The sequence below is a fragment of the Aquimarina algiphila genome (assembly GCF_007489275.1).
Lineage (GTDB): Bacteria > Bacteroidota > Bacteroidia > Flavobacteriales > Flavobacteriaceae > Aquimarina > Aquimarina algiphila.
Window position 1 is genome coordinate 40,432 of record NZ_VLNR01000032.1, and the last position, 25,898, is coordinate 66,329.

General features: G+C 31.9%; 21 protein-coding genes. 13 read left to right on the top strand and 8 right to left on the bottom strand.

Annotated features, from left to right (window positions below):
* Window positions 1–21: 21 nt before the first annotated feature.
* The 3 genes from FOF46_RS15640 (at window position 22) to FOF46_RS15650 (ending at window position 2,877) form a co-directional block, all read left to right on the top strand.
* Window positions 22–1,125, top strand: a complete 1,104-nt coding sequence (locus FOF46_RS15640) for a fatty acid desaturase family protein (protein ID WP_143917097.1) — start codon at window positions 22–24, stop codon at window positions 1,123–1,125.
* 40 nt (window positions 1,126–1,165) lie between these two features.
* Entirely contained in the window at window positions 1,166–2,353 is a 1,188-nt protein-coding gene (locus tag FOF46_RS15645) for a pyridoxal phosphate-dependent aminotransferase (protein ID WP_109438861.1), read from the top strand.
* Between the two features lie 236 nt (window positions 2,354–2,589).
* Window positions 2,590–2,877 carry a hypothetical protein gene (locus FOF46_RS15650; RefSeq protein WP_143917098.1) on the top strand — a complete coding sequence of 96 codons (288 nt, stop codon included), beginning with the start codon at window positions 2,590–2,592 and terminating at the stop codon, window positions 2,875–2,877.
* A gap of 21 nt (window positions 2,878–2,898) precedes the next feature.
* Here FOF46_RS15650 and FOF46_RS15655 read toward each other — a convergent pair whose 3' ends face one another.
* Window positions 2,899–4,395 carry a TrkH family potassium uptake protein gene (locus FOF46_RS15655; protein WP_143917099.1) on the bottom strand — a complete coding sequence of 499 codons (1,497 nt, stop codon included), beginning with the start codon at window positions 4,393–4,395 and terminating at the stop codon, window positions 2,899–2,901.
* Between the two features lies 1 nt (window position 4,396).
* Window positions 4,397–5,746 carry a Trk system potassium transporter TrkA gene (gene trkA, locus FOF46_RS15660; protein ID WP_143917100.1) on the bottom strand — a complete coding sequence of 450 codons (1,350 nt, stop codon included), beginning with the start codon at window positions 5,744–5,746 and terminating at the stop codon, window positions 4,397–4,399.
* A gap of 209 nt (window positions 5,747–5,955) precedes the next feature.
* On the opposite strand from trkA, the gene ubiE reads away from it, so the two are divergent.
* Complete coding sequence (gene ubiE, locus FOF46_RS15665; protein WP_143917101.1) at window positions 5,956–6,684, top strand: bifunctional demethylmenaquinone methyltransferase/2-methoxy-6-polyprenyl-1,4-benzoquinol methylase UbiE; 729 nt, start codon at window positions 5,956–5,958, stop codon at window positions 6,682–6,684.
* A gap of 1 nt (window position 6,685) precedes the next feature.
* Window positions 6,686–7,393 carry a type IX secretion/gliding motility protein PorT/SprT gene (porT, locus tag FOF46_RS15670; RefSeq protein ID WP_109438716.1) on the top strand — a complete coding sequence of 236 codons (708 nt, stop codon included), beginning with the start codon at window positions 6,686–6,688 and terminating at the stop codon, window positions 7,391–7,393.
* 6 nt (window positions 7,394–7,399) lie between these two features.
* On the opposite strand, the gene FOF46_RS15675 is transcribed toward porT, so the two are convergent.
* Window positions 7,400–8,131 (bottom strand): TrmH family RNA methyltransferase, encoded by a 732-nt coding sequence (locus FOF46_RS15675; protein WP_109438862.1) that lies wholly within the window; start codon window positions 8,129–8,131, stop codon window positions 7,400–7,402.
* A 37-nt stretch (window positions 8,132–8,168) separates the two neighbouring features.
* On the opposite strand from FOF46_RS15675, the gene tamL reads away from it, so the two are divergent.
* From tamL to FOF46_RS15695, 4 genes are all read left to right on the top strand, one after another.
* Window positions 8,169–10,742: a translocation and assembly module lipoprotein TamL gene (tamL, locus tag FOF46_RS15680; protein ID WP_109438717.1), complete on the top strand. Its 2,574-nt coding sequence runs from the start codon at window positions 8,169–8,171 to the stop codon at window positions 10,740–10,742.
* A 199-nt stretch (window positions 10,743–10,941) separates the two neighbouring features.
* On the top strand, window positions 10,942–12,009 hold the full coding sequence (gene fbaA, locus FOF46_RS15685) for a class II fructose-bisphosphate aldolase (RefSeq protein ID WP_109438718.1): 1,068 nt from the start codon (window positions 10,942–10,944) through the stop codon (window positions 12,007–12,009).
* A 66-nt stretch (window positions 12,010–12,075) separates the two neighbouring features.
* Window positions 12,076–12,933, top strand: a complete 858-nt coding sequence (gene accD / locus FOF46_RS15690) for an acetyl-CoA carboxylase, carboxyltransferase subunit beta (RefSeq protein WP_109438719.1) — start codon at window positions 12,076–12,078, stop codon at window positions 12,931–12,933.
* 280 nt (window positions 12,934–13,213) lie between these two features.
* Window positions 13,214–16,084 carry a GNAT family N-acetyltransferase gene (locus tag FOF46_RS15695; protein ID WP_143917102.1) on the top strand — a complete coding sequence of 957 codons (2,871 nt, stop codon included), beginning with the start codon at window positions 13,214–13,216 and terminating at the stop codon, window positions 16,082–16,084.
* A gap of 120 nt (window positions 16,085–16,204) precedes the next feature.
* Here FOF46_RS15695 and FOF46_RS15700 read toward each other — a convergent pair whose 3' ends face one another.
* Window positions 16,205–17,032 carry a hypothetical protein gene (locus FOF46_RS15700; RefSeq protein ID WP_143917103.1) on the bottom strand — a complete coding sequence of 276 codons (828 nt, stop codon included), beginning with the start codon at window positions 17,030–17,032 and terminating at the stop codon, window positions 16,205–16,207.
* Between the two features lie 166 nt (window positions 17,033–17,198).
* On the opposite strand from FOF46_RS15700, the gene rpsO reads away from it, so the two are divergent.
* Window positions 17,199–17,468 carry a 30S ribosomal protein S15 gene (gene rpsO / locus FOF46_RS15705; RefSeq protein WP_109438722.1) on the top strand — a complete coding sequence of 90 codons (270 nt, stop codon included), beginning with the start codon at window positions 17,199–17,201 and terminating at the stop codon, window positions 17,466–17,468.
* A gap of 222 nt (window positions 17,469–17,690) precedes the next feature.
* A complete protein-coding gene (locus FOF46_RS15710) occupies window positions 17,691–19,883 on the top strand; it encodes a polyribonucleotide nucleotidyltransferase (RefSeq protein WP_143917104.1) in 2,193 nt (730 codons plus the stop codon).
* A gap of 77 nt (window positions 19,884–19,960) precedes the next feature.
* Here FOF46_RS15710 and FOF46_RS15715 read toward each other — a convergent pair whose 3' ends face one another.
* The 4 genes from FOF46_RS15715 to FOF46_RS15730 all read right to left on the bottom strand — a co-directional run bounded on the left by FOF46_RS15715 (window position 19,961) and on the right by FOF46_RS15730 (window position 23,309).
* Window positions 19,961–21,016: a fatty acid desaturase family protein gene (locus FOF46_RS15715; protein WP_143917105.1), complete on the bottom strand. Its 1,056-nt coding sequence runs from the start codon at window positions 21,014–21,016 to the stop codon at window positions 19,961–19,963.
* Window positions 21,006–22,103, bottom strand: coding sequence for a fatty acid desaturase family protein (locus FOF46_RS15720; RefSeq protein ID WP_143917106.1), 1,098 nt, complete (start codon window positions 22,101–22,103; stop codon window positions 21,006–21,008). The genes FOF46_RS15715 and FOF46_RS15720 overlap by 11 nt, the downstream gene beginning before the upstream one ends.
* 115 nt (window positions 22,104–22,218) lie before the next feature.
* Window positions 22,219–22,605, bottom strand: coding sequence for a hypothetical protein (locus FOF46_RS15725; RefSeq protein WP_143917107.1), 387 nt, complete (start codon window positions 22,603–22,605; stop codon window positions 22,219–22,221).
* A gap of 2 nt (window positions 22,606–22,607) precedes the next feature.
* Window positions 22,608–23,309 carry an LA_2272 family surface repeat-containing protein gene (locus FOF46_RS15730; protein ID WP_143917108.1) on the bottom strand — a complete coding sequence of 234 codons (702 nt, stop codon included), beginning with the start codon at window positions 23,307–23,309 and terminating at the stop codon, window positions 22,608–22,610.
* Between the two features lie 156 nt (window positions 23,310–23,465).
* On the opposite strand from FOF46_RS15730, the gene FOF46_RS15735 reads away from it, so the two are divergent.
* Window positions 23,466–24,434 (top strand): helix-turn-helix domain-containing protein, encoded by a 969-nt coding sequence (locus tag FOF46_RS15735; protein ID WP_143917109.1) that lies wholly within the window; start codon window positions 23,466–23,468, stop codon window positions 24,432–24,434.
* Between the two features lie 181 nt (window positions 24,435–24,615).
* Window positions 24,616–25,689 (top strand): hypothetical protein, encoded by a 1,074-nt coding sequence (locus tag FOF46_RS15740; protein WP_244299627.1) that lies wholly within the window; start codon window positions 24,616–24,618, stop codon window positions 25,687–25,689.
* The last annotated feature ends 209 nt before the right edge of the window (window positions 25,690–25,898 follow it).

The following is a 25,898-nucleotide window of genomic DNA, read 5'->3' on the forward strand; positions in this document are numbered from 1 at the left end:
TGGTTATAAACCTCAATAATGATGACTACACCTAACATACGTTTTAGCAGAGTAGATTCTGCAAAATTCTTTAGAACACTTAACAAACGTGTTAACTTGTATTTCAAGGAAAACAACATCAAACGGACAGGGAACTGGAAGTTACACCTGAAAGCAATTGTTATGTTCTCTATGTTTTTAACTCCATATTTTCTAATGCTTACGCTTGACATTTCACAATGGTGGATGCTATTGCTAACTATAATAATGGGAGTAGGAATGGCTGGTGTAGGTATGAATGTAATGCACGATGGTAATCATGATTCATATTCTTCAAAAAAATGGATCAATAAGTTAATGGGAAGTAGTTTATACATTCTAGCTGGCAATGTTTATAATTGGCAAGTACAGCATAATGTTCTTCACCATACCTATACAAATATTCATGGACATGATGAGGATATGGATGCAGGAAGAGTTATTCGTTTTACTAAGCATGCAAAATGGAGACGTTTTCATAAGTTTCAGCACTATTATTCCATATTTTTATATGGATTGCTAACTTTTAATTGGGCACTTACAACAGATTTTAAACAAACCAAAAATTATTTGGCCCGTAAGCTTTCATATGGCAAATTACCAAGTCCATTAAAACAATGGAGTACAATTGTTGTTACCAAAATTATTTATATATCTATCTGGATTGTAATCCCTATGATTTTTATGTCCATAGCCTGGTGGAAAATCTTAATAGGATTTTTTGTAATGCATTATGTTGCAGGATTAATACTAAGTGTTGTATTTCAACTTGCTCATATGGTAGAAGAGGCGCAAATGCCAATACCAGATAAAACAGGTACTATGAAAAACACATGGGCTATCCATCAGTTATTTACAACAGTTAATTTTTCAACAAAAAATAGATTAGTCAATTGGTTTACTGGCGGTTTGAACCATCAGGTGGAACACCACATTTTTCCACATATAAGCCACGTTCATTATACCAAAATTTCTAAAATCGTAAAACAAACGGCATTAGAATTTAATTTACCATATAATGAATACAAGAGTACTCGCAAGGCTATCATTGCACATTTCAAACACCTTAAGGAAATGGGGATGAAGCCTGCGACAATACAATCATAACTTTTATTTACCAATTAAAATGAGCACACAAGTATCGGAAATGAGTATTCAGTTATCAGACAAAATTAACGCGCTTAAAGCATCCGCAACACTTGCCATGGCTGCGAAAGCAAGAGAATTAAGAGCAGAAGGAAAAGACATTATTGGCCTTAGCCTGGGTGAGCCGGATTTTAACACTCCAGACTTCATCAAAGATGCAGCTATTCAAGCTGTAAATGATAATTACAATTCATACACTCCTGTTGATGGATATGTAGAATTAAAAGACGCGATTATAACAAAATTTAAGCGTGATAACAGCCTCACTTATGATCGCTCACAAATTGTTGTATCTACAGGAGCTAAACAAGCACTTTATAACGTTGCTCAAGTATGCCTAAACCCAGGAGATGAGGTAATTCTTCCTTGCCCATATTGGGTAAGCTATAGCGATATCGTAAAACTATCAGGAGGAGTACCTGTTGAAGTAAAGACTGCAATTGATACTGATTTTAAAATAACTGCAGAGCAGCTAGAAAAAGCGATCACACCAAAAACTAAAATGTTATGGTATAGTTCTCCTTGTAACCCTAGCGGATCTATTTATAGTAAAGAAGAGTTAAGAGCAATAGCAGATGTATTACAGAAACATCCTAATATCATTGTGGTAAGTGATGAAATCTATGAACATATTAATTACGTTGGAGGCCATGCATCAATGGCTCAATTTGAAGATATGTTTAACCGTACAGTAACTGTTAATGGTGTTGCAAAAGCATTTGCAATGACTGGATGGAGAATTGGATATATTGGAGCTCCCGCTACAATTGCCAGAGCATGTAATAAAATGCAAGGCCAAGTAACTAGTGGAGCCAATTGTATCGCCCAACGTGCGGTAATTACAGCACTAGAAGCTCCAGTTAGCAAAATCCAGTACATGGTTGATGAATTCAAAGAACGCAGAAAATTAATCCTTAATCTGCTATCCGAAATTCCTGGATTTGAATGCAATGAACCTGAGGGAGCATTTTATGTTTTTCCTGATATTTCATATTACTTTGGAAAAACAATTAAAGGGCATACCATAGAAAACGCAACAGATTTTTCTATGTTTTTATTAGAAGAGTCAAATGTAGCAACAGTTACAGGTGTAGCTTTTGGCAATGGCAACTGCATTAGAATATCATATGCTGCAAGTAAAGAACAAATTATAGAAGCAATCAAAAGAATTAAAGAAGCTGTTAGCTAATTACTTTATTGCTTTATTTTTAAAAAATATCCGGTTATCTCCACCATAAGATAATCGGTTTTTTTAATCTGCTTGTTTTTTTGGAAAACACTAACAAATTTTAACCTTATTTTATCATTATTAATTCATCCTCTTATATACTAAACAAACAAAATTAAAGTTATACTCTTTTATTACTTAAATAAGCTGTATTAACCTAAAACAGTGATTATAAAACCAACTTAAACCAAATCGTCATGGACACCATGGAAAAAGAACGTATCGTCAAAAAAAATATACTTGAACTTTACCGAGAAAACTTCAATGTATACCAAACAGATGATGAGATCTTAAATATTAACCCTAAAAAGGAATCTGGATCTAATTACCTTAGATATTATGAATCCATATTAGATATTTTCTTCATAGAAGAAGAACATCTTGATAGTATTACAGGAAAGGTAAAAGACACTATTAAGAAAGTGGCGGAGCTATGGACTACATTACCAAACTCATCTGCAACCTGGAATTGGCAAATGCAATAATTGCGAAATCTTTTTCGACCTTTATCTGTTTCTCCAGAAGAACGGAGTAAGAAGTATCAGCACTGTAAAGAGCTCTAGCCTTCCTATTAGCATAAGGAAACAACACCACCATTTCCCAATATCAGGAAGCACGTCAAAGTTATTTACTGGACTAAGTTTACCAAAAGCAGGACCAACATTCCCCAAAGAGGATGCGGCTCCTCCTATTGCTGTTTCAAAATCTAACCCTAAAGCTCCAAGCACCACTGAGCCAATAATAAATGCCAGCATATATAGAATAAAAAATGCTATTATATTAAATACAATTTCTTTAGAAACTGCTTTTGTATTATATCGAACTGGTAAAATCGCTCTTGGATGCAGAGTACGTTTAAATTCTAAAATTCCATTTTTAATGGTTATTAAATGTCTCATTACTTTTATACCTCCTGAAGTAGAACCTGCAGACCCTCCTAAAAACATAATCCCAAAGAAAAGAATAGTCAAAAACGGAGTCCACATTGTAAAATCTGCACTAACAAATCCTGTTGTGGTAATTACAGCTACTACTTGAAACAAAGCATGACGAAAAGCACTTTCTGTTTCTCCCCATACCATTGGATGATCAATCGATGAAATAGATGGATCAGATTTAAAGTAAATCACAACCGTAGCAATTAGGGTAAATACAACGGTAAATAAAGTATAAAACTTGAATTCTTCATCTTTTATAATTTTTTGAATCTTACCTTTAAACCCAAAATAACTAAGGACAAAATTCATTCCAGCCAGGAACATAAATAATATAATAATATACTGTATAATCGGTTTATCATTCCAATATGCTACACTAGCATTTTTAGTAGAAAACCCCCCAGTAGACAATGTACTTAACGCATGATTTATAGCATCAAAAAAGTTCATTCCTGCAAGTTTCAAAAGAATGGTTTCAGCAACTGTATATCCAAAATAAATCAACCATAATCGTTTTGCAGTATCTGTAATTCTTGGATGTAATTTGTCTGCACTAGGACCTGGAGCTTCGGCAGCAAAAAGTTGCATCCCCCCTATTCCTAACAACGGTAAAATTGCGATTGCTAACACAATAATTCCCATTCCACCAATCCAATGTGTTAAACTACGCCAAAACAACACTCCTTTCGGAACAATTTCTATTTCATTGAGAATAGAAGCTCCTGTAGTAGTATATCCAGACATGGTCTCAAAAAAGGCATTCGTAAATCCAGGAATAGCACCAGAAAACAAATATGGGAGGGTTCCGCTGAGCGACATAAAAATCCACCCAAATGTTACTACGATATATCCTTCTCGTTTATTAATTTCTTTTTGATGTTCTCTTGTTAAAAACATCAACACTATACCAATAAACATCGTAGCAAAAGACGCCATCATGATCTCTATGGTAACACCATCTTTATAAATAAAACTAATGATCGCAGCAATTAACATGAAACAACCATTACAGAGTAGTAATAACCCCATAATGTGCGAGATGATTTTATAGTTTAATCTAGACATCTTACAAGAACAACTTTTCTATCTTCTTAATGGATTTAGGAAGACAGCATACCACGACTCTATCTCCTGCCTGAATATAAAAATCACCCAATGGGATCATTCCAATTCCGTCTCGTATCACTCCTGCAATTATTGCTGACCTTGGAAAATCTAAATCTTTTATCAGGTTCTCACTTACTTCTGAAGTTGGCTTAACAATAAACTCAAGTAATTCGGCATTCATATTATTAAGTTTGGTCATAGCAACAACCTCTCCTTTTCTAATAAACCTAAAAATATTGTTAGCAGCTAATAGCTTTTTATTTATTAGAGTATCAATACCTATAGAATGTGACAATTGGAAATAATCCATATTTTCGACCAATGCAATAGTCTTTCTTACTCCTTTAGATTTTGCCACAAGACATGACATAATATTAGTCTCAGAATTCCCTGTAACGGCTATAAAGGCATCCATACGATCAATACCTTCTTCTTGCAATAACTCAACATTTCTCCCATCACCATTAATTATCAAAGCATTCGGCAAATCATCAGCAAGATCAAAAGACTTATCCTTATCTTTCTCAATAAGTTTTACTCTAAACTTATGATCGCAGAGGTCACAAGAAGTTTTAAATCCTATCTTACTTCCTCCAAGAATCATAACATTCTTGATTTGTTCTTTTACTTTTCCTGTCAATTTATAGAGTTCTTCTACCCCACCTTGAGAAGTTACAAAATACACCTGATCTCCTTCTTTAAAAGTTGTATCTCCTCTTGGTATTAAGGTGTATTGAGTACCTGACCGCTGAATAGCAATTGGCATAAAATGTAATTCTGGAAAGACATCTGCGGCTTCTCTAACCGATTTCCCAACAAATAAAGCTTCTTTAGACAGTGTCGTTCCCACCATAGTTAACGCTCCATCTTCAAACTCATAACTACCATGAAATGCAGATTGATTAAGAAGGAGTTCAATTTCACTGGCCGCAAGAGCTTCTGGAGAAATCAATTCATCTATTCCAAATTTTGTAAACCCGACCTCTTCTTTATTTTCTATAAATTCTGCATTCGAAATTCTAGCAATAGTACGTTTAGCTCCTAATTGCTTTGCTAATACACATATTGTGATATTTGTTGTTTCACTAGAGGTGACACTGATCACCATATCCACATTCTCTACTCTTGCTTCTTTTAATATAGCAATTGATGTAGAATCCCCTTTAATAACTCTAATATCTAGGTGAGTATCTGCATAGTTAAGACATTCCTTATCTGTATCTATAAGCGTAATGTCCTGAGACTCAAAAGAGAGTAATTTAGCCAAATGAAACCCCACCTCACCAGCTCCGGCAATAATGATTTTCATTGGTTTTGTTTATTGTTTTCCATCTAAAGATAAAATCAATCTAAGATTTATTTTTTACTAAAAATATAACAAGTAAAGAATCTTAGAATATAAAAGCGTACAAAGATAATGTAAATTGAGTAACTGATAAAATTTGATTATCACCAACTTAATTAAAATCTATTCTGACGATCAATATCAAAAATGTATATTTGCCTAAATTTTTTTGAATGTCTGAAAAAATAACACCATATAAAGATAAATCGAGATCTAAGAAAGAGCAGGTCGCCGAGATGTTTGATACGATTTCCAAAAACTATGATGGGCTAAATCGTGTTATTTCTTTCGGTATAGATGTAAAATGGCGTAAAAGGGTTGTTCGTCTCGTAAGTAAAACCAATCCTGAAAGAATTTTGGATGTAGCTACAGGAACAGGTGATTTAGCTATTAATTTATCTAAAACAGGGGCGTCAGAAATAATAGGCCTTGATATTTCTGCAGGAATGCTAGATGTAGGAAAACATAAAATTACGGCTAAAAAATTAGATAATGTAATTCATATGGTACAAGGAGACAGCGAAAGTTTACCTTATGAAGAAAATTATTTTGATGCAATTACTGTAGCTTTTGGGGTAAGAAATTTTGAAAATTTAGAGAAAGGACTTTCTGAAATTTTCAGAGTCCTTAAACCCGGTGGAATATTTGTAATTCTAGAAACTTCTATTCCAACCAAAACGCCCTATAAACAGGGATATAAGTTTTATTCGAGTACCATTTTACCTCTTGTAGGAAAGTTGTTTTCCAAAGACAAATCGGCATACTCCTATCTACGTGAAAGTGCAGCTGCTTTTCCTTATGGAGAAGCACTCAACAATATTTTGAGAAAAATTGGGTTTATAGAAGTCAAAGATAACCCACAAACTTTTGGTGTTGCTACAATTTATACAGCCACAAAATAATATGAAAAAACTATTTATCTTAATTGCTGTTTTAGTATGTACTCAAAACTTGAGTGCTCAATTATTTTCTAAAGAAAAAGTTCAAAATCTTCAGAACTTTGATAAACCTAGGTTTAGTTACGGTTATATTCTTGGATTCAATAGTTATGATTTTAATTTTGATTATACTGCTGATGCTCCAAATACAGATATTATCGTGGATAAAACAACAGGTTTTAGTGTTGGGCTTTTAGGGAATATGAGAATTAATGATTATTTTGATCTTAGACTAGAACCAATGGTTACTTTCACCACACGTAATCTCACCTTTTCTAGCCCAGAATTCACTACCGATTTTGACGCTAATAGAGAAGTAAAATCGACATATGTTCACATACCTCTATTATTAAAGATATCTACTAAACGAATTAACAATATTAAACCTTTCATTGTAGGTGGTATTTCTACCTCTCTCAACCTATCCAGTAATGAAGATAATCCTGATGATAATAATGCAGGACAATTTAGAATGAAAACGAATACCAATTATTATGAGATTGGTTTTGGGGTAGATCTTTATTTATTTTATTTTAAATTCACTCCTTCGATACGTGGAGTGTTTGCCATGTCTGATGAATTGGTAAAAGACAATGACCCTAATAGTCCATATACATCGACTATCGACAAGATGTCAACAAGAGGAATTTTTATAAATTTCACATTCCAATAGTCTAGTTTAAGATCTTCTAAATTCGTTAAGAACAATAGCTGTAGCAGTAGCTACATTAAGACTTTCTGTTTCTTTACTAGCCCCAAACTGAGGTATTGTAATTTGGTGTTCGATAATATCTTGAACATCTTTTGAAATTCCGTTTGCTTCATTCCCCATTATTACAATGGCCTGTTCTGGTAATTCTTCTGCATAAATAGAATTTCCATCCATAAAAGTCCCAAAAACTTTTAAAACACCCACTTTATCTGTTAAAAACTCTTTCAAATCTACATAGCTAATATTTACTCTCGTTATAGACCCCATTGTTGCCTGAATGACTTTTGGATTATAGCAATCGACAGTTTGATCAGAACAAATTAAATCTTTTATCCCGAACCAATCACACAATCGAATTATAGTACCTAAATTACCAGGATCTCTAACATCATCTAATGCAAGAATTAAATGATCTAAGGTTACTTTTTTGGTTTCTGGAATATAAAATATTGCCAAAGCGACTTGTGGTGTGGTTAAAAAACTTATCTGTTTTAGTTCTTCTTTGTTGATTTCATACTCACATGATGTAGGAATATCAAAAATATTTGGATCCAAAGTAAAAAGAGAATGCAGTTTCATACCGGCTTCAAGTAACTCTTTTATCACCTTTTTACCTTCTGCAACAAATAAACCATGTTGTTTTCGGTATTTTTTTTGATATAAACTCTTTATTAGTTTCTTTTGGTTTTTGCTAACCATACAAATAGTGTATTTTTGAATCAATAATGAATACGGATTGAAAGACTTTCTGACAAAAATATTATTAATTACTATAACCACCATCTTTTTATTTTCGTGTGATGCGGTAAAAAGAGTTCCGGAAAGCAAATATTTATTAGAAAAAAATCAAATTTTTGTTGATAGCGTTAAAACCAAAGACGTTAAGCTCTACAATCAATTATACCAAAAACCTAACACCAAACTATTAGGAATTCCTGTCAGGCTTCATATATATAACTTAGCCAAAGTTAATCAAGATTCTTTATATAAAGATTGGTTGGTACGAAAACCAAAAAGGAAAAAGAGAATTACTCGTTTTCTTTCTAAAAAACAAGTAGATCGTTTAGGTGTTGGTTTAAATGGAATAAACGAATGGGTAAAAAGCACAGGAGAATCACCATCTATTCTTGATGAATCCAAAATAAAACGGTCTGTAAAAAGATTACAATCATATTATTGGAATAATGGCTGGTTTAATATTGAAGCTGACTATAAAATTAACACAAAAGACAATAAAACAGCCACAGTAGATTATTATGTAAAACCTCATCAACCCTATTTAATCGATTCCCTAACCTCCAAAATAGAGTCTACAGTCGCTGATTCTATTTATCAACTCCATACAGAAAAATCGACAATTATTTCTGGAAAACAATACAAAACATCAGATATAGAAGAGGAAAGAGAACGACTAACATATTTATTTAGAAATTCTGGATTATATCATTTTGAAAAAGAATTCATAAAATTTGATGCAGATACAATAAACACGGGTCACAAAGTAAACTTAAATCTTCTTATAAAGAATCGCCCTGTAACTTTTGCAGATTCTACAGCAAGAATCCCTTTTAGAGTACATAAAATAAGTAAAGTAAATATTTTCACTGATTACTCTTATCAAAATAGAAATCAAACACCAAAAGACAGTACTTCCTACAAAGGATATAAAATTTATGGTTTTGAGAAAATAAAATATACTCGTAAAGCACTTACAAATTCTGTTTTAATAACACCTGGCGAAATTTTCAGAGACAAGGATCGTACTTTTACATATAACCAAATTAATAACTTAAGAACGTTTAAATATCCAAATATCAGATACGACATAGATCCTAATGATGGAGAAAGTCTTATTGCCAATATTTTATTAACCCCCAAGAAAAAATATAGTACAAGTGTTCAATTTGATGTATCTACTTCTAGTATACAAGCATTTGGAATAGGTTTTGGAGGCTCCTTATTAATCAGAAATGTTTTTGGAGGTGCAGAAATTTTAGAAATTTCTGCCAGAGGTAGTATTGGTTCTTCTAGTGATGCTGTAGATGGAGGACAAAAGTTCTTCAACATATCAGAAGTTGGAACCGATGTAAAACTATCATTTCCAAAAATAGTTTTCCCCTTCAAAACCAATAAAATTATCCCAAAACACATGTCCCCGACAACTAACCTTATCTTTGGGATAAATATTCAGCAGAATATTGGCCTTGATAAACAAAATGCTACTGGAGTATTTAACTACCAATGGAAACCAAATAATACCCTAACCAATCAACTAGATATTGTTAATGTTCAATATGTTAGAAATTTAAATACCAATAATTATTTCAATATTTACAGAACTTCATTTGGTCGATTAAACAATATTGCCACACAAGTACTTCAGCCAGATTCTCCATTCTTTGTACAACCAGATACCGGAACCCCAAACATAAACGATGCTGTCTTAAACATCCCTAGCGGAGCTAACAGTTTTATAGACGAATCTTTAGGCACAACTCCAAATTCTAATTTAACTACGGATCAGTTACAAGAAATTAGCAATATTAATGAGCGTAAAGTACGATTAACAGAAGACAATCTAATTCTTGCTTCTAGTTACACCTATACAAAAAACAATAGAGAAAATCTCTATGACGAAGAATATTCTAGATTTAGAGCTAAAATAGAATTTGCGGGTAATGTCTTAAGTACGATCTCTGATATAGCTGGTCTTAAGAAAAATTCTAATGATCGTTTTGAAGTTTTTGGTGTTGAATTTTCACAATATGCAAAAACAGAATTGGATTATATCAAACATTGGGATTTGGGAAGAAAAAATATAATTGCTTTTAGAACATTTGGAGGTATAGCAATACCCTATGGCAATGCCGATAACATTCCTTTTGCCCGAAGTTTTTTTGGAGGTGGACCAAATGATAATAGAGCATGGCTTGCATATGACCTTGGCCCTGGTAGTAGTGGAGGAAGAAATGAATTTAATGAAGCTAATATGAAAATAGCATCAAATCTTGAGTATCGATATAATATTTTAGGATCTCTTCATGGTGCTTTATTTATCGATGCAGGAAATATCTGGAATGTTTTAGATAGCGTAGAGGAAGAAGATGCTGTATTCTCTAAACTAGATGACATACAAGAAATAGCCGTTGGAAGTGGCTTTGGTTTTAGGTATGATTTTAATTTCTTTGTTTTAAGGCTTGATGTTGGTTTTAAAACCTTTAACCCAGCCAGTGATAATGATAAAAGGTGGTTTAAAGGATACAACTTTTCAGAAGCCATTTATAACTTTGGTATTAATTACCCTTTTTAATCAACACTTATTATCAACATCACAGTATTTTAATTCTTAGTTTGCAAAAGGGATCACTATAATATTATTTCCTATGATCACACCTGATTGTTTACTCTTTGCAACAGGTTTAATTTGATGTACTTTAATCATTATACTAATCGTATAGGTTTATATATAATTTTACTATTTTTGTACCCTTATAAACCAAAACTAAATTATGAGTCACAACATCAAACCGGGAGTTGCTACAGGAGACGAAGTACAAGCAATTTTTGAATATGCGAAACAAAAAGGTTTTGCATTACCTGCAGTTAATGTAATCGGTTCTAATACAATTAACGCTGTTTTAGAAACCGCTGCAGAATTAAACTCTCCTGTAATTATTCAATTCTCTAATGGAGGGGCGCAATTCAACGCAGGAAAAGGATTATCTAATGCCGATCAAAAAGCTGCAATAGCTGGAGCTACCGCAGGTGCAAGGCATGTACATTTAATGGCCGAAGCTTATGGAGTACCTGTAATTTTGCATACTGACCACTGTGCAAAAAAATTACTTCCTTGGATCGACGGATTACTTGACGCAGGAGAAGCTTTTTTCAAAGAAACAGGAAAACCACTTTATAGTTCTCACATGATTGATTTATCAGAAGAACCAATCGAAGAGAATATCGAAATTTGTAAGGAATATTTGGCTCGTATGAGTAAAATGGGCATGACTTTAGAAATTGAATTGGGAATTACCGGAGGTGAGGAAGACGGAGTTGACAACAGTGATGTTGATGATTCTAAGCTTTACACACAACCAGAAGAAGTTGCATATGCTTATGAAGAATTAAGCAAAGTAAGTGATAAATTCACTGTAGCTGCTGCTTTTGGTAATGTTCACGGAGTATATAAACCTGGAAATGTAAAACTAACACCAAAAATTCTTAAAAACTCTCAAGAATTTATTTCAGAAAAATATAATGTCGAGCCTAACCACATCGATTTTGTATTTCATGGAGGAAGTGGATCTACTCTTGAAGAAATCAGAGAAGCTATTGGATATGGTGTAATCAAAATGAATATAGATACAGATCTTCAGTTTGCCTTTAATGAAGGAATTCGTGATTATATGACAAGTAAAGTTGAATATCTAAAGACACAAATAGGTAACCCTGACGGAGCAGAAGAACCTAATAAAAAATACTATGATCCTAGAAAATGGTTACGAGAAGGAGAAATTACCTTTAAGAACCGTCTTAAAAAGGCTTTCGAGGATTTAAACAATGTAAATACATTGTAGTACTACTAAAAAACCAAAGCTGAAACTTATTTAAATAAGTTTCAGCTTTTTTTAATACAATAATTTATGGCTTGGTTTAAGAGAACACAAAAAGGTATACAAACAGCTACCGAAGACAAAAAAGACGTACCAAAAGGACTTTGGTATAAGTCTCCTACAGGAAAAATTGTTGACGCAGAGCAACTTGAGAAAAATTTCTATGTAAGTCCAGAAGATGGGTATCATGTAAGAATAGGGAGTAAAGAATACTTTGAAATTCTATTTGATGATAACAAATACAAAGAATTAGACAAAAGCGTTACCTCAAAAGACCCTCTTAAATTCGAAGACAAGAAGAAATACGTTGATCGTCTTAAAGACGCACAAGAAAAAACAAAATTAAAAGATGCAGTTAGAACAGCGGTAGGTAAATCCAACGGAAATGACATTGTTATTGCTTGTATGGATTTTGCATTTATAGGAGGTTCTATGGGAAGCGTTGTAGGTGAAAAAATTTCTAGAGCTGCTGATTATGCTTTAAAAAACAAAATTCCATTTATGATTATCTCTAAATCGGGAGGTGCTCGTATGATGGAAGCAGCATTATCTTTAATGCAATTAGCCAAAACATCGGCAAAACTAGCTCAATTAGCAGATGCAGGGATACCTTATATATCTTTATGTACTGATCCAACTACAGGAGGTACTACTGCTTCTTTTGCGATGTTAGGAGATATCAATATTGCAGAACCAGGAGCATTAATTGGATTTGCTGGACCTCGTGTAGTAAGAGATACTACAGGAAAAGAACTTCCTGATGGTTTCCAGACTTCAGAATTCTTAAAAGAACACGGATTCCTTGACTTTATTACCCCTAGACAAGAATTAAAACAACGAATAAATCTATATTTAAATTTAATTTTGAATAGACCGTTAGCGAATTAGTCTATATCGACATAAAAATGAACTCACCCGGCTTTATGTCGGGTTTTTTATTCTCAAAAAACAAACTTAAATCTCATATCTTTTTCAAAAACAGTAATTTACCCTAGAAAAAAGGGATATTCCCCTCTTACAAATATTATTCTTATCTAATATTTTTGTTTTATAAAGCATATAGATCAATAGACTACTAAAAATTGATTTATTCATATCCAGATTTCCCCTACTCGATAAACACCACACCCCTTTTAAAAGATTATACACAGCTTAAAAGCATAAAATCATGAAAAGAAACACTCTTATCACAAAACCTAATTCACTTTCCCCAAAATCACCATTCCAAAACTATAGAAAACCAGAACTATCCAAAACATTGATTCCAAAACCTGAAATTTTTATATCTAAAAATCAGAACGAAAATACTTTTAAAAATTTATTAGCAGATCTTCAAAGTATAGGAATCTCTAACATTTCATTTTTTAACTTATTATCTAATTACGAACTAAATAGTATTTCAGAAATAATCAGTTATCTACATTTAATAGTTAATCGCGAAGATTATCACCCAGAAAACCTATTGTTCCATCAAAGATTACTGAGTATTATCCCTCCCAAACACTATAAAGCATTATCAAAACTGTTGCAGGAGAATTATCATAGTATTGCTTTTTCAGAAGAAACTATAAATTTTATCGAAGATGAAAAAATAGTAAAAATAATTGATGAAATTTTGTTTCAATACATGGGTTTACTATACAGCAAAACCGAACTTCATCCAACCAATACAAACCTTAACCTCAGGAGTAAGATTAGGCTATTAGAATCTATAAATACACTTTTGTCCGAAGATCTCAATATTATGCTTTACTTTCAGATGATAAGCACTTATGGCGGTCTTCAAGCCTACTATCAGAATAACAAAATCACCAGTGAAATTTTAAGAAAGATATCTCATAAAGGTTTTGATACAGATTATATAATTTTTAACTCTTCACAGATTCATAGTATCGGCCCCAGTAAACTAGAAAAGCAAACGGAGTGGGATGAAAGATTGCTTCAGATCATTAAAAAAATATTAGGTAGTAAAGATGAAAAACCAGAAGTTGACATCAAACAGAATAGAAATAAATTATTCAATATAATTAAAGAACATTATACCTTACTAAAAAACAAAAAGGATAAAGTTGCTGCTTTGGAGATTATTAATCTAATTTCTCCTGCCCTGGATAAAGGTCATTCCATTCTAAAAAAACAAAATAAATTAGATGAAGAAGTAAAAATAGATAATCTTAAATTAGAATTGGACTACATTAAAGATATCCTACAAAATTACGAAGGTAAATTACCTAAACCCAGAAAACTATACGCAGTCAGAAGTTCTAAAAATATTCCTGAATTACTGTTTGATAACAAGAGATTATCATGCTGTATATTTAAACCGACAGGACTCTTTCATGGAGAAATAACAAGATTAACTCTTAATCCAACGACACCGATTATCGAATTTTGGTTGGAACCTTATCAGGAATTTCTCGGAATAGCAACATTATACTTAGGTGTAAATCGATTAGGGCAAAAAACTATTTTGGTAGATACAGTAGAATATGACAATCGTCTTCTTGAGTTAAGAGGAAATAACGGAACGATGAAATTCATTTTAAATTCAATCCTAATGGATGCGCATCAGGCAGGATCCAAAAAAGTGGTCATCTTTGCTGCTCCTTATGGAAAACCAATAAACTTTGTAAATTATGTAAAAAAGTTTAGCGAGAAACAAGCTAGTATTTCTTTTCATGAAGCATATTATTTTGAATCTGTAGATCCTGACAACACTGCACTTCATTCTTCATCAAATTCAAAACATCATTATACTGTTGCTCTTGGGTACAACAAACCTTTAAAAGGTGTAATTGACTATGGGTTCACTCAAGTGGGCGCAAATAAAGTTGAAAAATTAGTTGATGGTAATAAAGGAGTATTCGAAATTGATGTAGAAGAATATATAAAAGAGAATAAATTGATATCGCAAATTCATAAAAAGGAAAAAACAAGCTTTTCTACTCCAAAAATGTTAATCGATCGCCAACCTGATTATCATGAAACAACTATAAATGAAAGAAAAGAGAAAGTGATTGACAAATTTACAAAGAAACTAAGTGAAAAGCTTTCTAATCCCAAAATTGAAATTACTAACAAAGCATTTAGCGATGAATTGATAGAAGAATTGTTATCTATTGAAAAGGATTCTTTTTCTAACGAATTAAGATATTCTACTGATGATATCAAAAAAAGACTACAGCAAAAAGCTTCTCAGATAATAATGATATATGAAAACAAAACACCTGTTGGATTTATTTTATCTTATGTAAGCCCTAACTTATCAAATGAGATTATTTATCTCGATACTATTGGTATCATTTCTGAAAAACAAAATCTGGGATTAGGACAAATAATGTTACAATTATATTCTAAAATTTCACTTTTTGATGGTTTTTCTCAAATATATGTTCTTACTGAAAAAGGTGAAAAATCAGAAAGCCTAATCAAATTTTATAAAAGGAATGGATTTGAATTAATTTCTAATCAATTTAAATCAATCAGCAATCTTTTGATAAAGCAACTAACATTAAAAATAAAAGAAAATATTGAAGATTTTGAGGTATTAAAAGCTGAATTAGTAACAACTTTAAAAAAAATCATTCCTTCTCCAGAAGTAGAAATTTTATTTGATCTAGATCACAATGCTCTTCAGGTCATTATTGACCTTGAAAAAGAATTTGATATCGATTTAAGGTATAACAGAGAAGAATTAAAAGAAAGATCCAATTATAAAGACACCTTCCTGGCGATTATAAAAGATGATGGAATCCCAATAGCCTCTAGCTTATGCTATTATGATCCTTCTTTATTAGATCATACGATATTTTTTGATACCATGTGTATAAGACAAAAGTATCAATCAAAAGGAATAGGAAAACTGATCGTTAAAAGCATGCTAGATATATCAAAATTATCAAAATATTCTCAAGCATTATTTTATTGTAAAAATGTTAGCAAAGAAGGTATCAATCTTATTGAATTTTATAAAAAACTTGGTGCAAGAATAGTAGAAGTTTTGGAAGACAAAACCAAAATGATTTTTCAAGTCAAATAACGTTTCTTCCTATATCTATAGTAAATGGATAAACTAAAATCTATTAACTAAATAAAAGCAAATAAAAAACACCTATTTGACTATAGGTGTTTTTCTAAGTATGCTTGTAACTGATTTAGCTCATAACTCAATTTCATATTCTTCTCCATCAGAACTTGTAAACATTGCCAGATTATCACACAATCCATCTCCATAATTTAATGAACCACTATAATTTGTTCTTACCAAGTCTACAACTCCACTTACCAGGAATCTACAACCAGCTTCACGACGTAATGGAGTCTTAATGGTTGTACTATGCATATTTCCATTTTTAAAATTAGTTGCCCACTCTCCTGTAATTAAGAAAACATTATCTCCCCAATTTCCATTAAAAGAACCTTCAATCCATTCTCGGGTTTTGGTTCCTGTTCTAGACGCCTCTGTACCATCTGCAAAAGTAACTACCAGATCCATATTCATAATATATTGAGGATTACCATTATCATTTGCCTTTTGTCTTGTAACCGTTCTAGATCCAGAAAACTGAATGTCATTTACAAAGAAGTCTTCAAGAGTATAATTAATGACTAATGTCATCGCATCGACATTCCTAGTATAAGACATATTTACTTTTCCTTTTAAAATATATCCACTACGCACTTCACACCCTTCGGTTCCAAAATCTACGATCACTTCTTTTGAAGTGTCTGTTATCTCAATGGTTACCATAGCACATTCTGGCAAAAAAGGATGAATAGGACTTTTAACAATACTCTCTTCATGTTCATATGTTTGTAAAAATATATCACTTATTACCTCTGTAGTATTATCTACTTTGGCATTAAGTTCTGTCTCTTCTACATTGAAAGATTGTAAAGTTTGATTTTCTGATTCATCTTTGTCACAATTAACTAAAAGCATAGAAAAAAAGACAATTACACTGAATCTAATTAAGTTACTTTTCATAATATTTAATTTTAACGTTACTAGAATTAAGACCTGAAATCTGTCAAAACGTTTAATTTCAATATGTTTTTTACTATAAAATGTATTTCTAATACAAAAAATATTATATTTGCACGCTGATAGCAAAGCGCTATCGATACATAAAAATCATTTAAATAATATTGGAATGTATTTAACGAAAGAAGTTAAAGAAGAGATTTTTGCAAAACACGGTAAAGGAAAGAATGACAGTGGTTCTGCAGAAGGTCAAATTGCATTGTTTACTCACAGAATTACTCACCTTACAGAGCACTTAAAAAAGAATCGTAAAGATTTTAATACTGAGCGTTCTTTGGTAAAACTGGTAGGTAAACGTAGAGATCTACTTGATTATCTTAAGAAGAAAGATATTATGAGATATCGTGCAATTATTAAAGAATTAGATTTAAGAAAATAATTGAAAAAAAAGAGAGGCTACGTGCCTCTTTTTTTATATTTATAAATTAAAAACATTCATTACCAAAAGTTTTGAATGCATGCCTTAGTTTTTCATTGGTCGCGCAATTACTACAACAACAACACAACCTTGTCCGTCCGAGTAAGACGGAAACCAATGTTTAATGAAACGTATTGTCATAATAGTATTAGATAAGACAGATACGTTAGAATCAAAAAAATTATGATTCCAAAAGTTTATAGAGAGGTCATCGACCTTGGTGACGGTAGAGAGATTTCTATCGAAACCGGAAAATTAGCAAAACAGGCTCATGGTTCTGTTGTTGTGCAATCCGGCAATTGTATGTTATTATGTACAGTTGTTTCAAATTACAAACAAAGTGATGTAGACTTCCTTCCTTTAACTGTAGATTATCGTGAGAAATTTGCTGCAGCAGGACGATATCCTGGTGGTTTTTTCAAAAGAGAAGCAAGACCAAGTGATGGTGAAGTATTAACAATGAGATTAGTTGATCGAGTACTACGTCCTCTTTTTCCAAAAGACTATCATGCCGAGACGCAAGTAATGATCCAGTTAATGTCGCATGATGAAAATGTTATGCCAGATGCTATGGCTGGATTAGCAGCTTCAGCGGCAATACAATTATCTGATTTTCCATTTGAGTGTGCTATCTCAGAAGCACGTGTAGGTCGTATCAATGGAGAATTCATCATCAATCCAACCAGAGCTCAGCTAGAAGAATCAGACATTGATATGATGATCGGTGCTTCTGCAGATTCTGTTATGATGGTAGAAGGAGAAATGGATGAGATTTCTGAAGAAGAAATGGTGGAGGCTATAAAATTTGCTCACGAAGCTATCAAAGTACAATGTGCTGCTCAACTTAAATTAGCAGAAGCCTTTGGGAAAAAAGAAATTAGAGAATATGATCCAGAAAGAGAAGATGAAGATCTAGCTAAGAAAATTCATGAAATGGCTTATGACAAAGTATATGCCATTGCAAAAGCAGGTTCTTCTAAAAAAGAACGAGGTTTAGCTTTTTCAGAAATAAAAGAGGAAATAACAGCTACATTTTCTGAAGAAGAATTAGAAGATTTTGGTGATCTGGTATCAAAATATTTCTATAAAGCAGAAAAAGCTGCCATTCGTGATTTAACTCTCAACGAAGGATTACGTCTAGATGGTCGTAAAACCGACGAAATTAGACCTATCTGGTGTGAGGTAGATTATTTACCTTCAACTCATGGTTCTTCCATCTTTACAAGAGGAGAAACTCAAGCATTAGCAACGGTAACTTTAGGAACCTCCAGAGAAGCAAATCAAATTGATATGCCCTCTTATGAAGGAGAAGAAACTTTTTACCTGCATTATAACTTCCCTCCTTTTTCTACCGGAGAAGCACGACCTATTCGAGGAACTTCTCGTAGAGAGGTAGGACATGGTAATTTGGCTCAACGCGCATTAAAGGGAATGATTCCTGAAGATTGTCCATATACTGTTCGTGTGGTATCAGAGGTATTAGAATCTAACGGTTCTTCTTCTATGGCTACTGTTTGTTCTGGTACTATGGCATTAATGGATGCTGGTGTGCAATTAAAAAAACCAGTTTCTGGTATCGCAATGGGGTTAATTTCTGATAGTGAAACAGGAAACTATGCTGTTTTATCTGATATCTTAGGTGATGAAGATCATTTAGGAGATATGGACTTTAAAGTCACTGGTACTGCTGATGGTATTACTGCCTGTCAGATGGATATCAAGGTAAAAGGTCTTTCTTATGAGATTCTGGTAAATGCATTAAAGCAAGCTGCTGATGGTCGTTTACATATACTTGGAAAACTTACTGATACTATTGCTACTCCAAATGCTGATGTAAAAGCTCATGCTCCAAAAATGGTAACCAAAACTATTCCAGGAGAATACATTGGTGCTTTAATCGGACCTGGTGGGAAAGTAATTCAGGAATTACAAAAAGAAACAGGTACTACTATTGTGATCAATGAAGATCCTGTTACCGAAGAAGGAAATGTAGAAATTCTTGGAACTAACCAAGAAGGAATTGATGCTGTATTAGCAAAAATAGATTCTATTACGTTCAAGCCTGCCGTTGGTAGTGTATATGAAGTGAAAGTAATCAAAATGTTAGATTTTGGTGCTGTAGTGGAGTATATGGAAGCTCCAGGTAACGAAGTACTTCTTCATGTTTCGGAGTTAGCTTGGGAACGTACAGAAAATGTTAGCGATGTTGTAAACATGGGTGACATTTTTGATGTGAAATATTTCGGAATTGATTCTAGAACACGAAAGGAAAAGGTTTCTAGAAAAGCTTTATTACCTAGACCTCCTAGACCAGAAGGTGGTGATAGAAAAAAGGATGACAGAAGACCTCCTCGTAGAGATAAAAAAGAAAATTAATTTTCTTTTATTATGATCATAAAAAAGAGTCCTTAAAAATTTTTAAGGACTCTTTTTTATTGATTAAACTATTTCTTTTATGCTTTTCCTAATTGCCGTAGATGCAATAAATGAGACCTAATTCCGCCCAAATATGATGTTTGGTTCGGAATTATATTATTATTGATCAAAACCTTATATAATATTTTATTTAATTCTGGATAATAGACATGATGAATATGTGGAAAAAGATGATGAGCAATATGATTATTAAAACCTCCAAAAATAAAATTAGCTATTTTACTAAAAGGATAAAAATCATTAGAACTCTGTATTTGATTCATTAACCATGAAATTTTTATAAAGCCATTAGCATTAATTTTAGGATAAACCACTCCTTCGATATGATGCGTCATAAAAAATGTAAAGAGTAAAAAGATTGATTGTATTAAATGCATTAAGATAAACCCAATCAATACTATACCCCAATTTTGATTACTCAATACTATTGGTAAAACAATTAAATATGATACATAAACCATTTTCTGCATCCAAAAAGATATCATATAGCGAAGAGTTTTAGTTTTCCCAGGCAATTTTCTAGTAAAAAAGACCTTAAAATCTTTTACAAATATCCAAAACAAAGAATACGTAGTATATAAAAAAGGTGCATACCAATGCTGAAATCGATGATGTTTTTTCAATCTGCTTTCTGGAACTACTCTTATTAAATCTGTTATCTCCAAATCAGTATCATACCCTTCTACATTTGGTGCATGATGATGTGATGTTACATGTCTATCTTTCCAAGCCTCTGCATGAGCCCCTACTATTGTGTACAAAATAATGAAAAAGTAATGATTTGCTTTCTTATTTTTAAAAATTGTATTATGTGAAAAATCATGTGCAAAATTAAACGCAAATAACAATGATATTATCCCATACAATACAAAACACCCCATAAACAACAACGTATTTGTAATCATATAAAGAGAAACATAAGTAATTATCGTTAATATCAAATAAACAAAGCATTTAAAGATTAGTATTCTATTAAATCGTTTCGGACAAAAAGATAGCTTTTGATTTATTTCTACCTGAATTGTTTTCAACAAATCGGCATGTAATTGATTATAAATATGTTTAGATTTCATAAGCCATAGGTTTAAATTCTGTTTGTTCTCCCATTTTCTTTAAGAATCTAAAATGTGATTTTAATGCTTCGAGATATGACATTTCCATATAAATAATACCATGTTTTTTTGCTAATTTTCTAAAAATAGGTAGTAATTTAATATAGTGTACGTGACAAACATTGGGTAAAAGATGATGTAATGCATGTGCATTAAACCCACCCAAAACCCAGTTCAAAAAAGAGCTATCTACATTATAATCAACCGATGTGCACATTTGTAATTTTGGCCAACTCATTGCTAGCCTTCCTTCTACATCAGTTTCTGGATGTTCTACATAGTCAGACAAATGAGAAACCGCCAATACTGCTGTAAAAATTATAGAAACTAAAAAATGATTAAAAAGAAATGCTAATAAAACAAAGCGCCAATCAAATGGCAACAATAGACATGGTAACACGACCATATAAGAGAGGTAACATACCTTAAAAAAAATAAGTTTAACAATCTCCCATTTCGGAATTGAAATTTTAATAGTTCTGCTAGAGCGATTAAAAATCATTAAAAATTCTCTAAACAAAAACCAATTTAATGAATACAATAGATATAAAAATGGAGTGTATAGATGCTGAAACTTATGATACCACTTTAAATCCTGACTCGTAGTCATTCTCACTAAGGGGTTATGAATTACATCTATATCACTTCCTTCTATATTAGTATACAAATGATGTGATTCATTATGGTTCTTACCCCACACATAAGCATTGTTTCCTTGTAAATTAAAACTTAATTGGAATAATAATTTATTCCAAAATTTACTTTTGACAGCTACTCCATGTGCAGCATCATGCGAGACATTAAATGCCGTTAACAAAACAGATATTCCTAAGAGAATATATAAAACAAAAAATATCCAAACACTGGATGAAGTAATCATCAAAGAATAAAACAGCATCACAAGCCCAAAATACATTATTATCTTAAACATCATCTTTTGGTTTCCTGTTTTATTGATCTTGTTTTCTTCAAAATAATTCTTAATACTTTCATTTAATTCTTTATAGAATAAAGAACCTTCATCCTTAGAAAATTTTATTTTTTTCATAATTATTCATTTTTAAAATTCGACAGAAAAGAGTGCGCATACAGTAATAAGACTCTTACTGTTTACAAATACATTATTGATAATTAATTAAGTAATAACTATTACTTCAAAGGGATTACTTTTTGTTATGTGATGTACTGTCTTTAAAAATTCCAATTCTCACATTCCCAGTTTTAGACAAAAAAACTAACAATTGCTCTCTAGTAGAATGCACATTTATTTTTTGTGTTCGCCAATGTTTTATAAACGAGACTATAGTCGTCAATGGATTGGAGACACATACATCAAAAACTCCATCTCTCAAGGATCCTTTAATATACTTGGTAGTTTTTTGAACTCCAGATTTCATTAAACTCACTTTTAATGTTTTTTTATTTAATAATTTGATACGGGTAAACGAATCTCCTTTTTCAGGAATAAGCCCAACCAAATTTCCTGTAAGCACATAAAATGCTTCAAACTTATAATCTCCTTCTATACTCAGATTGCTTGTGATTTTCATAACTAAGATTCCTTAATTTTTGTTTTTTTCTTCGAAAACTGCCAATTAACAAAGGGTAAGGAACGTTTTTCGTTTTTGTTCCATAGCCCTATTTGAATTCCTCTATGGTCTGTACTTTTATTAAAAAGTCCTATTTGAAGTCCGACTCCTTTTACTTCAATATCATTTATAGCACCTATTTGCACTCCTGTATAGTAATAGGTTTGATTTCCCAAAACGGAGGCAGAGATTCCAAAACCTTCATACATTTCATTTCCATAAATGGATAAAGATATTCCTCGTTGTTCTTCTATAGAGTTTCCTATTCCAGCAAAGGCAATTCCATTTACTCTTTGTAAATATTGTCCCATCAAAGCTCCAGAGATGCCATCAACAGCTATATCCCCTATACTGCCTCCAGAAATATTAATCCCATATACATGATCTGTTAGTGATTTCATATCTGCTCCTCCAGAAATAAGGGTTGATGGTGCCATAAAATAGAACACTCCTAATCCGGGAGCTTCTAGTCTAAAGCCGTAAGATCTGGTCAAAGTTGTATTATTTTCATTAAGAAAATCCTTAGGAACAACTCCCAACGATAATCCAATAATATCACTATTACTACTATGAAAGGTCCATGCTGGAAAATATGTTTTTCTATTCTGACCAACTACAGATATCGAAATCAACAATACAATGATTATTAAAATTCTATTTTTCATTCTTTTTGTTTTTAAAATTCAACAAGTCAAAATTATTGTGATAAAAACAATTAAGAAGATATAAATCGCGAATGTGAAATTATTTTTTTGCGAAAATCACAAAAATTAGTTTATTTTTGATACACTGCCCATTATGATTAGCTAAATAACCAATTGATGATACAAGAAAACTTTCTAGAACTTATTAAAAAACAGATCGGTCCTAAAACCTCTTTGATTGATGAAGTAGCTACCGCATTAGATATAAGCTATGATGCTGCGCACAGAAGAACTAACAAGAAAAGTAAATTATCATTAGAGGAAGCCGTATCCTTAGCTAAATACTTTAGTCTTTCTATTGATCAATTATTTTCTAATGAAGACGAACATATTGTAGCAGTAAAAAAAACAGCACCTATAACTGACATGGAGAGTTTACTGGTATATTATGAAAACTCTTATAAATCATTATCTCCCTTGGTTAATAATCCAAATGTAGAAATGATATATTCAGCAAAGGATTTACCAATTTTCTACACCTCAGATGATAGTTTATTGTCAAAATTTAAAATGTATGTGTGGCTAAAAATTCTGGATTCAGGAATTAACGATGTTAAATTTACTTCTTTTAATCCACCACTGTCTATTCTAGAAGCAGCAAAACGTCTTGGAAACATCTATAATAATCTTAACTCTATAGAAATATGGGATATCACCACAATAAATAGCACCTTAAAACAGATCCATTTCTATTTTGAAGCCAATTCTCTTTCTTCTGATGATGTCTTAGAAATATGCAATGATCTTCAGAAGTTGATTGATTCGATTGCCAAAAAAGTGATTTCACAAAAAGATACTTTTAAGTTTTATTATAATGAATTATTACTGATGAATAATACGGTTTTAGTAAAAACCCCTTCAGAAAGGTCCTTATATGTCCCTTTCACCATTCTTTCATATTACAGAACTAATGATGTAATCACGTGTGATCAGGCAGAAGAGTTTATAAAAACCCAGATAGAAGGTTCCAAATTATTAAGTACTGCCGGAGAAAAAGAAAGAAATCTCTTTTTTAATAAAGTCCAAAAAAAGATTAATGCGCTACGATCACTAATTGAAGCTCATGATGTACTTGATTTTGAGTAATCTCAGCGCAAATCTAGTCTTATTTTGGCATATTAAAGTTATTATTCTAAAGACTTATCGTCTTGCGGCATAAGCATTTTACATACTATCAGAGCAAATTATTACAAGAATCATTTTATAAGGTCACGCAACCTTTTGGCACTTGTTAGTCTATACAACATAGGTCCAAAATAGTTTGATTATGATAAAGTTTAAATTTTTTTTAATACTGGTTTTATTAACCATAACCTCATTAGCCACGATAATTTCTTGTACTAATGAAACCTTTGATTTATTCCCTGATAATATTCAGAAAATTGATACAGAATCAGCATTATTTAATTCATTAAAAAGCATATCTCAAAATGAGAATGATGTTGCCGAACCTATTTGTGTCACTTTTATATATCCTTTTAATGTATACTTATTTAATGATGATTCAGAAATTGAAGATAGCCGGATAGTAAATAACAATTTGGAATTTGTAGAACTTCTTGGAAATGTTGAAAATGACACAGGAGGCATAGGATTAAGTTATCCTATTACTACTATTCTAGCCGATGGTAGCACATTTAGTATACAAGACAATGAAGAATTAAAAGAAACCATAGAAAAGTGTATCGAATCAGAAATCATCAATTATTGTAATAGAGTATTAGAGGAGAAAAATTGTGTTTGGAAAATAACATCATTGACAGAAAACTCCAGGTATAATAGTTCTCTACTAGATTTTTATGAAGATGGTACCGGAATTTTTTATGATAACGGAAATGCCTATAGAACTTCTTGGATATCATTAGTTTTAGAAGAAGAATTACATGTCAACATTCATCTTGAAGGAGATTCTGAAGTTTCAGAAGATTGGAATTTTGATTGGAAAGCAATAATAATAGAAGAAGATACTATAGAACTATCCAATGGAGATAAAAAATACAGGATTAAGAAAGAATGTGACGTAGATAATGCTTGTGATTATGTTGAATTTAGAGAATGTGAAATACCCAACTCAGAGCATACTGCAGCATTTGTTTTTGATAATTATACAGATTGTATTCTTTCATTCCAGGAAAACACTACTGCTGTACTTTCATTATCATTTTATGAGACTCAGGAACAAGCAGAACAAGAAATAAATAGATTAAACTCCTCTTCTTATCTCAATACCACTAATCCACAAATAGTTTTTGTTAACGTTAAAAACGAAGACACTACAGAATCAAAAATCATTAGAATTGTATTATTTGCTGAAGCCTGCAATAGTCCTGAAGAGAACTAATCTATTTTGTTCAGTATCCTTACCTCTTTCTGGGGTAAGGTTACTTTTTTAATTGTAGTTATTTTTCATATGAATTGATTATAAATACCCGTTGTGCATTTAGAAAAAGTTGCGCAAACTGCTAAAAGGCAGTAAATTGTAGTTACGACACTATAATTCATATGCACAACTTTCAAGCAAATTACGATAAAATACTCAAGGTTTTAAAA

Bases quoted from the DNA above. Each gene is read 5' to 3' on its own strand.
- FOF46_RS15640 (WP_143917097.1), top strand. From the start codon at position 22: ATGACTACACCTAACATACGTTTTAGCAGAGTAGATTCTGCAAAATTC.
- FOF46_RS15645 (WP_109438861.1), top strand. From the start codon at position 1,166: ATGAGTATTCAGTTATCAGACAAAATTAACGCGCTTAAAGCATCCGCA.
- FOF46_RS15650 (WP_143917098.1), top strand. From the start codon at position 2,590: ATGGACACCATGGAAAAAGAACGTATCGTCAAAAAAAATATACTTGAA.
- FOF46_RS15655 (WP_143917099.1), bottom strand. From the start codon at position 4,395: ATGTCTAGATTAAACTATAAAATCATCTCGCACATTATGGGGTTATTA.
- trkA (WP_143917100.1), bottom strand. From the start codon at position 5,746: ATGAAAATCATTATTGCCGGAGCTGGTGAGGTGGGGTTTCATTTGGCT.
- ubiE (WP_143917101.1), top strand. From the start codon at position 5,956: ATGTCTGAAAAAATAACACCATATAAAGATAAATCGAGATCTAAGAAA.
- porT (WP_109438716.1), top strand. From the start codon at position 6,686: ATGAAAAAACTATTTATCTTAATTGCTGTTTTAGTATGTACTCAAAAC.
- FOF46_RS15675 (WP_109438862.1), bottom strand. From the start codon at position 8,131: ATGGTTAGCAAAAACCAAAAGAAACTAATAAAGAGTTTATATCAAAAA.
- fbaA (WP_109438718.1), top strand. From the start codon at position 10,942: ATGAGTCACAACATCAAACCGGGAGTTGCTACAGGAGACGAAGTACAA.
- accD (WP_109438719.1), top strand. From the start codon at position 12,076: ATGGCTTGGTTTAAGAGAACACAAAAAGGTATACAAACAGCTACCGAA.
- FOF46_RS15695 (WP_143917102.1), top strand. From the start codon at position 13,214: ATGAAAAGAAACACTCTTATCACAAAACCTAATTCACTTTCCCCAAAA.
- FOF46_RS15700 (WP_143917103.1), bottom strand. From the start codon at position 17,032: ATGAAAAGTAACTTAATTAGATTCAGTGTAATTGTCTTTTTTTCTATG.
- rpsO (WP_109438722.1), top strand. From the start codon at position 17,199: ATGTATTTAACGAAAGAAGTTAAAGAAGAGATTTTTGCAAAACACGGT.
- FOF46_RS15710 (WP_143917104.1), top strand. From the start codon at position 17,691: ATGATTCCAAAAGTTTATAGAGAGGTCATCGACCTTGGTGACGGTAGA.
- FOF46_RS15715 (WP_143917105.1), bottom strand. From the start codon at position 21,016: ATGAAATCTAAACATATTTATAATCAATTACATGCCGATTTGTTGAAA.
- FOF46_RS15720 (WP_143917106.1), bottom strand. From the start codon at position 22,103: ATGAAAAAAATAAAATTTTCTAAGGATGAAGGTTCTTTATTCTATAAA.
- FOF46_RS15725 (WP_143917107.1), bottom strand. From the start codon at position 22,605: ATGAAAATCACAAGCAATCTGAGTATAGAAGGAGATTATAAGTTTGAA.
- FOF46_RS15730 (WP_143917108.1), bottom strand. From the start codon at position 23,309: ATGAAAAATAGAATTTTAATAATCATTGTATTGTTGATTTCGATATCT.
- FOF46_RS15735 (WP_143917109.1), top strand. From the start codon at position 23,466: ATGATACAAGAAAACTTTCTAGAACTTATTAAAAAACAGATCGGTCCT.
- FOF46_RS15740 (WP_244299627.1), top strand. From the start codon at position 24,616: ATGATAAAGTTTAAATTTTTTTTAATACTGGTTTTATTAACCATAACC.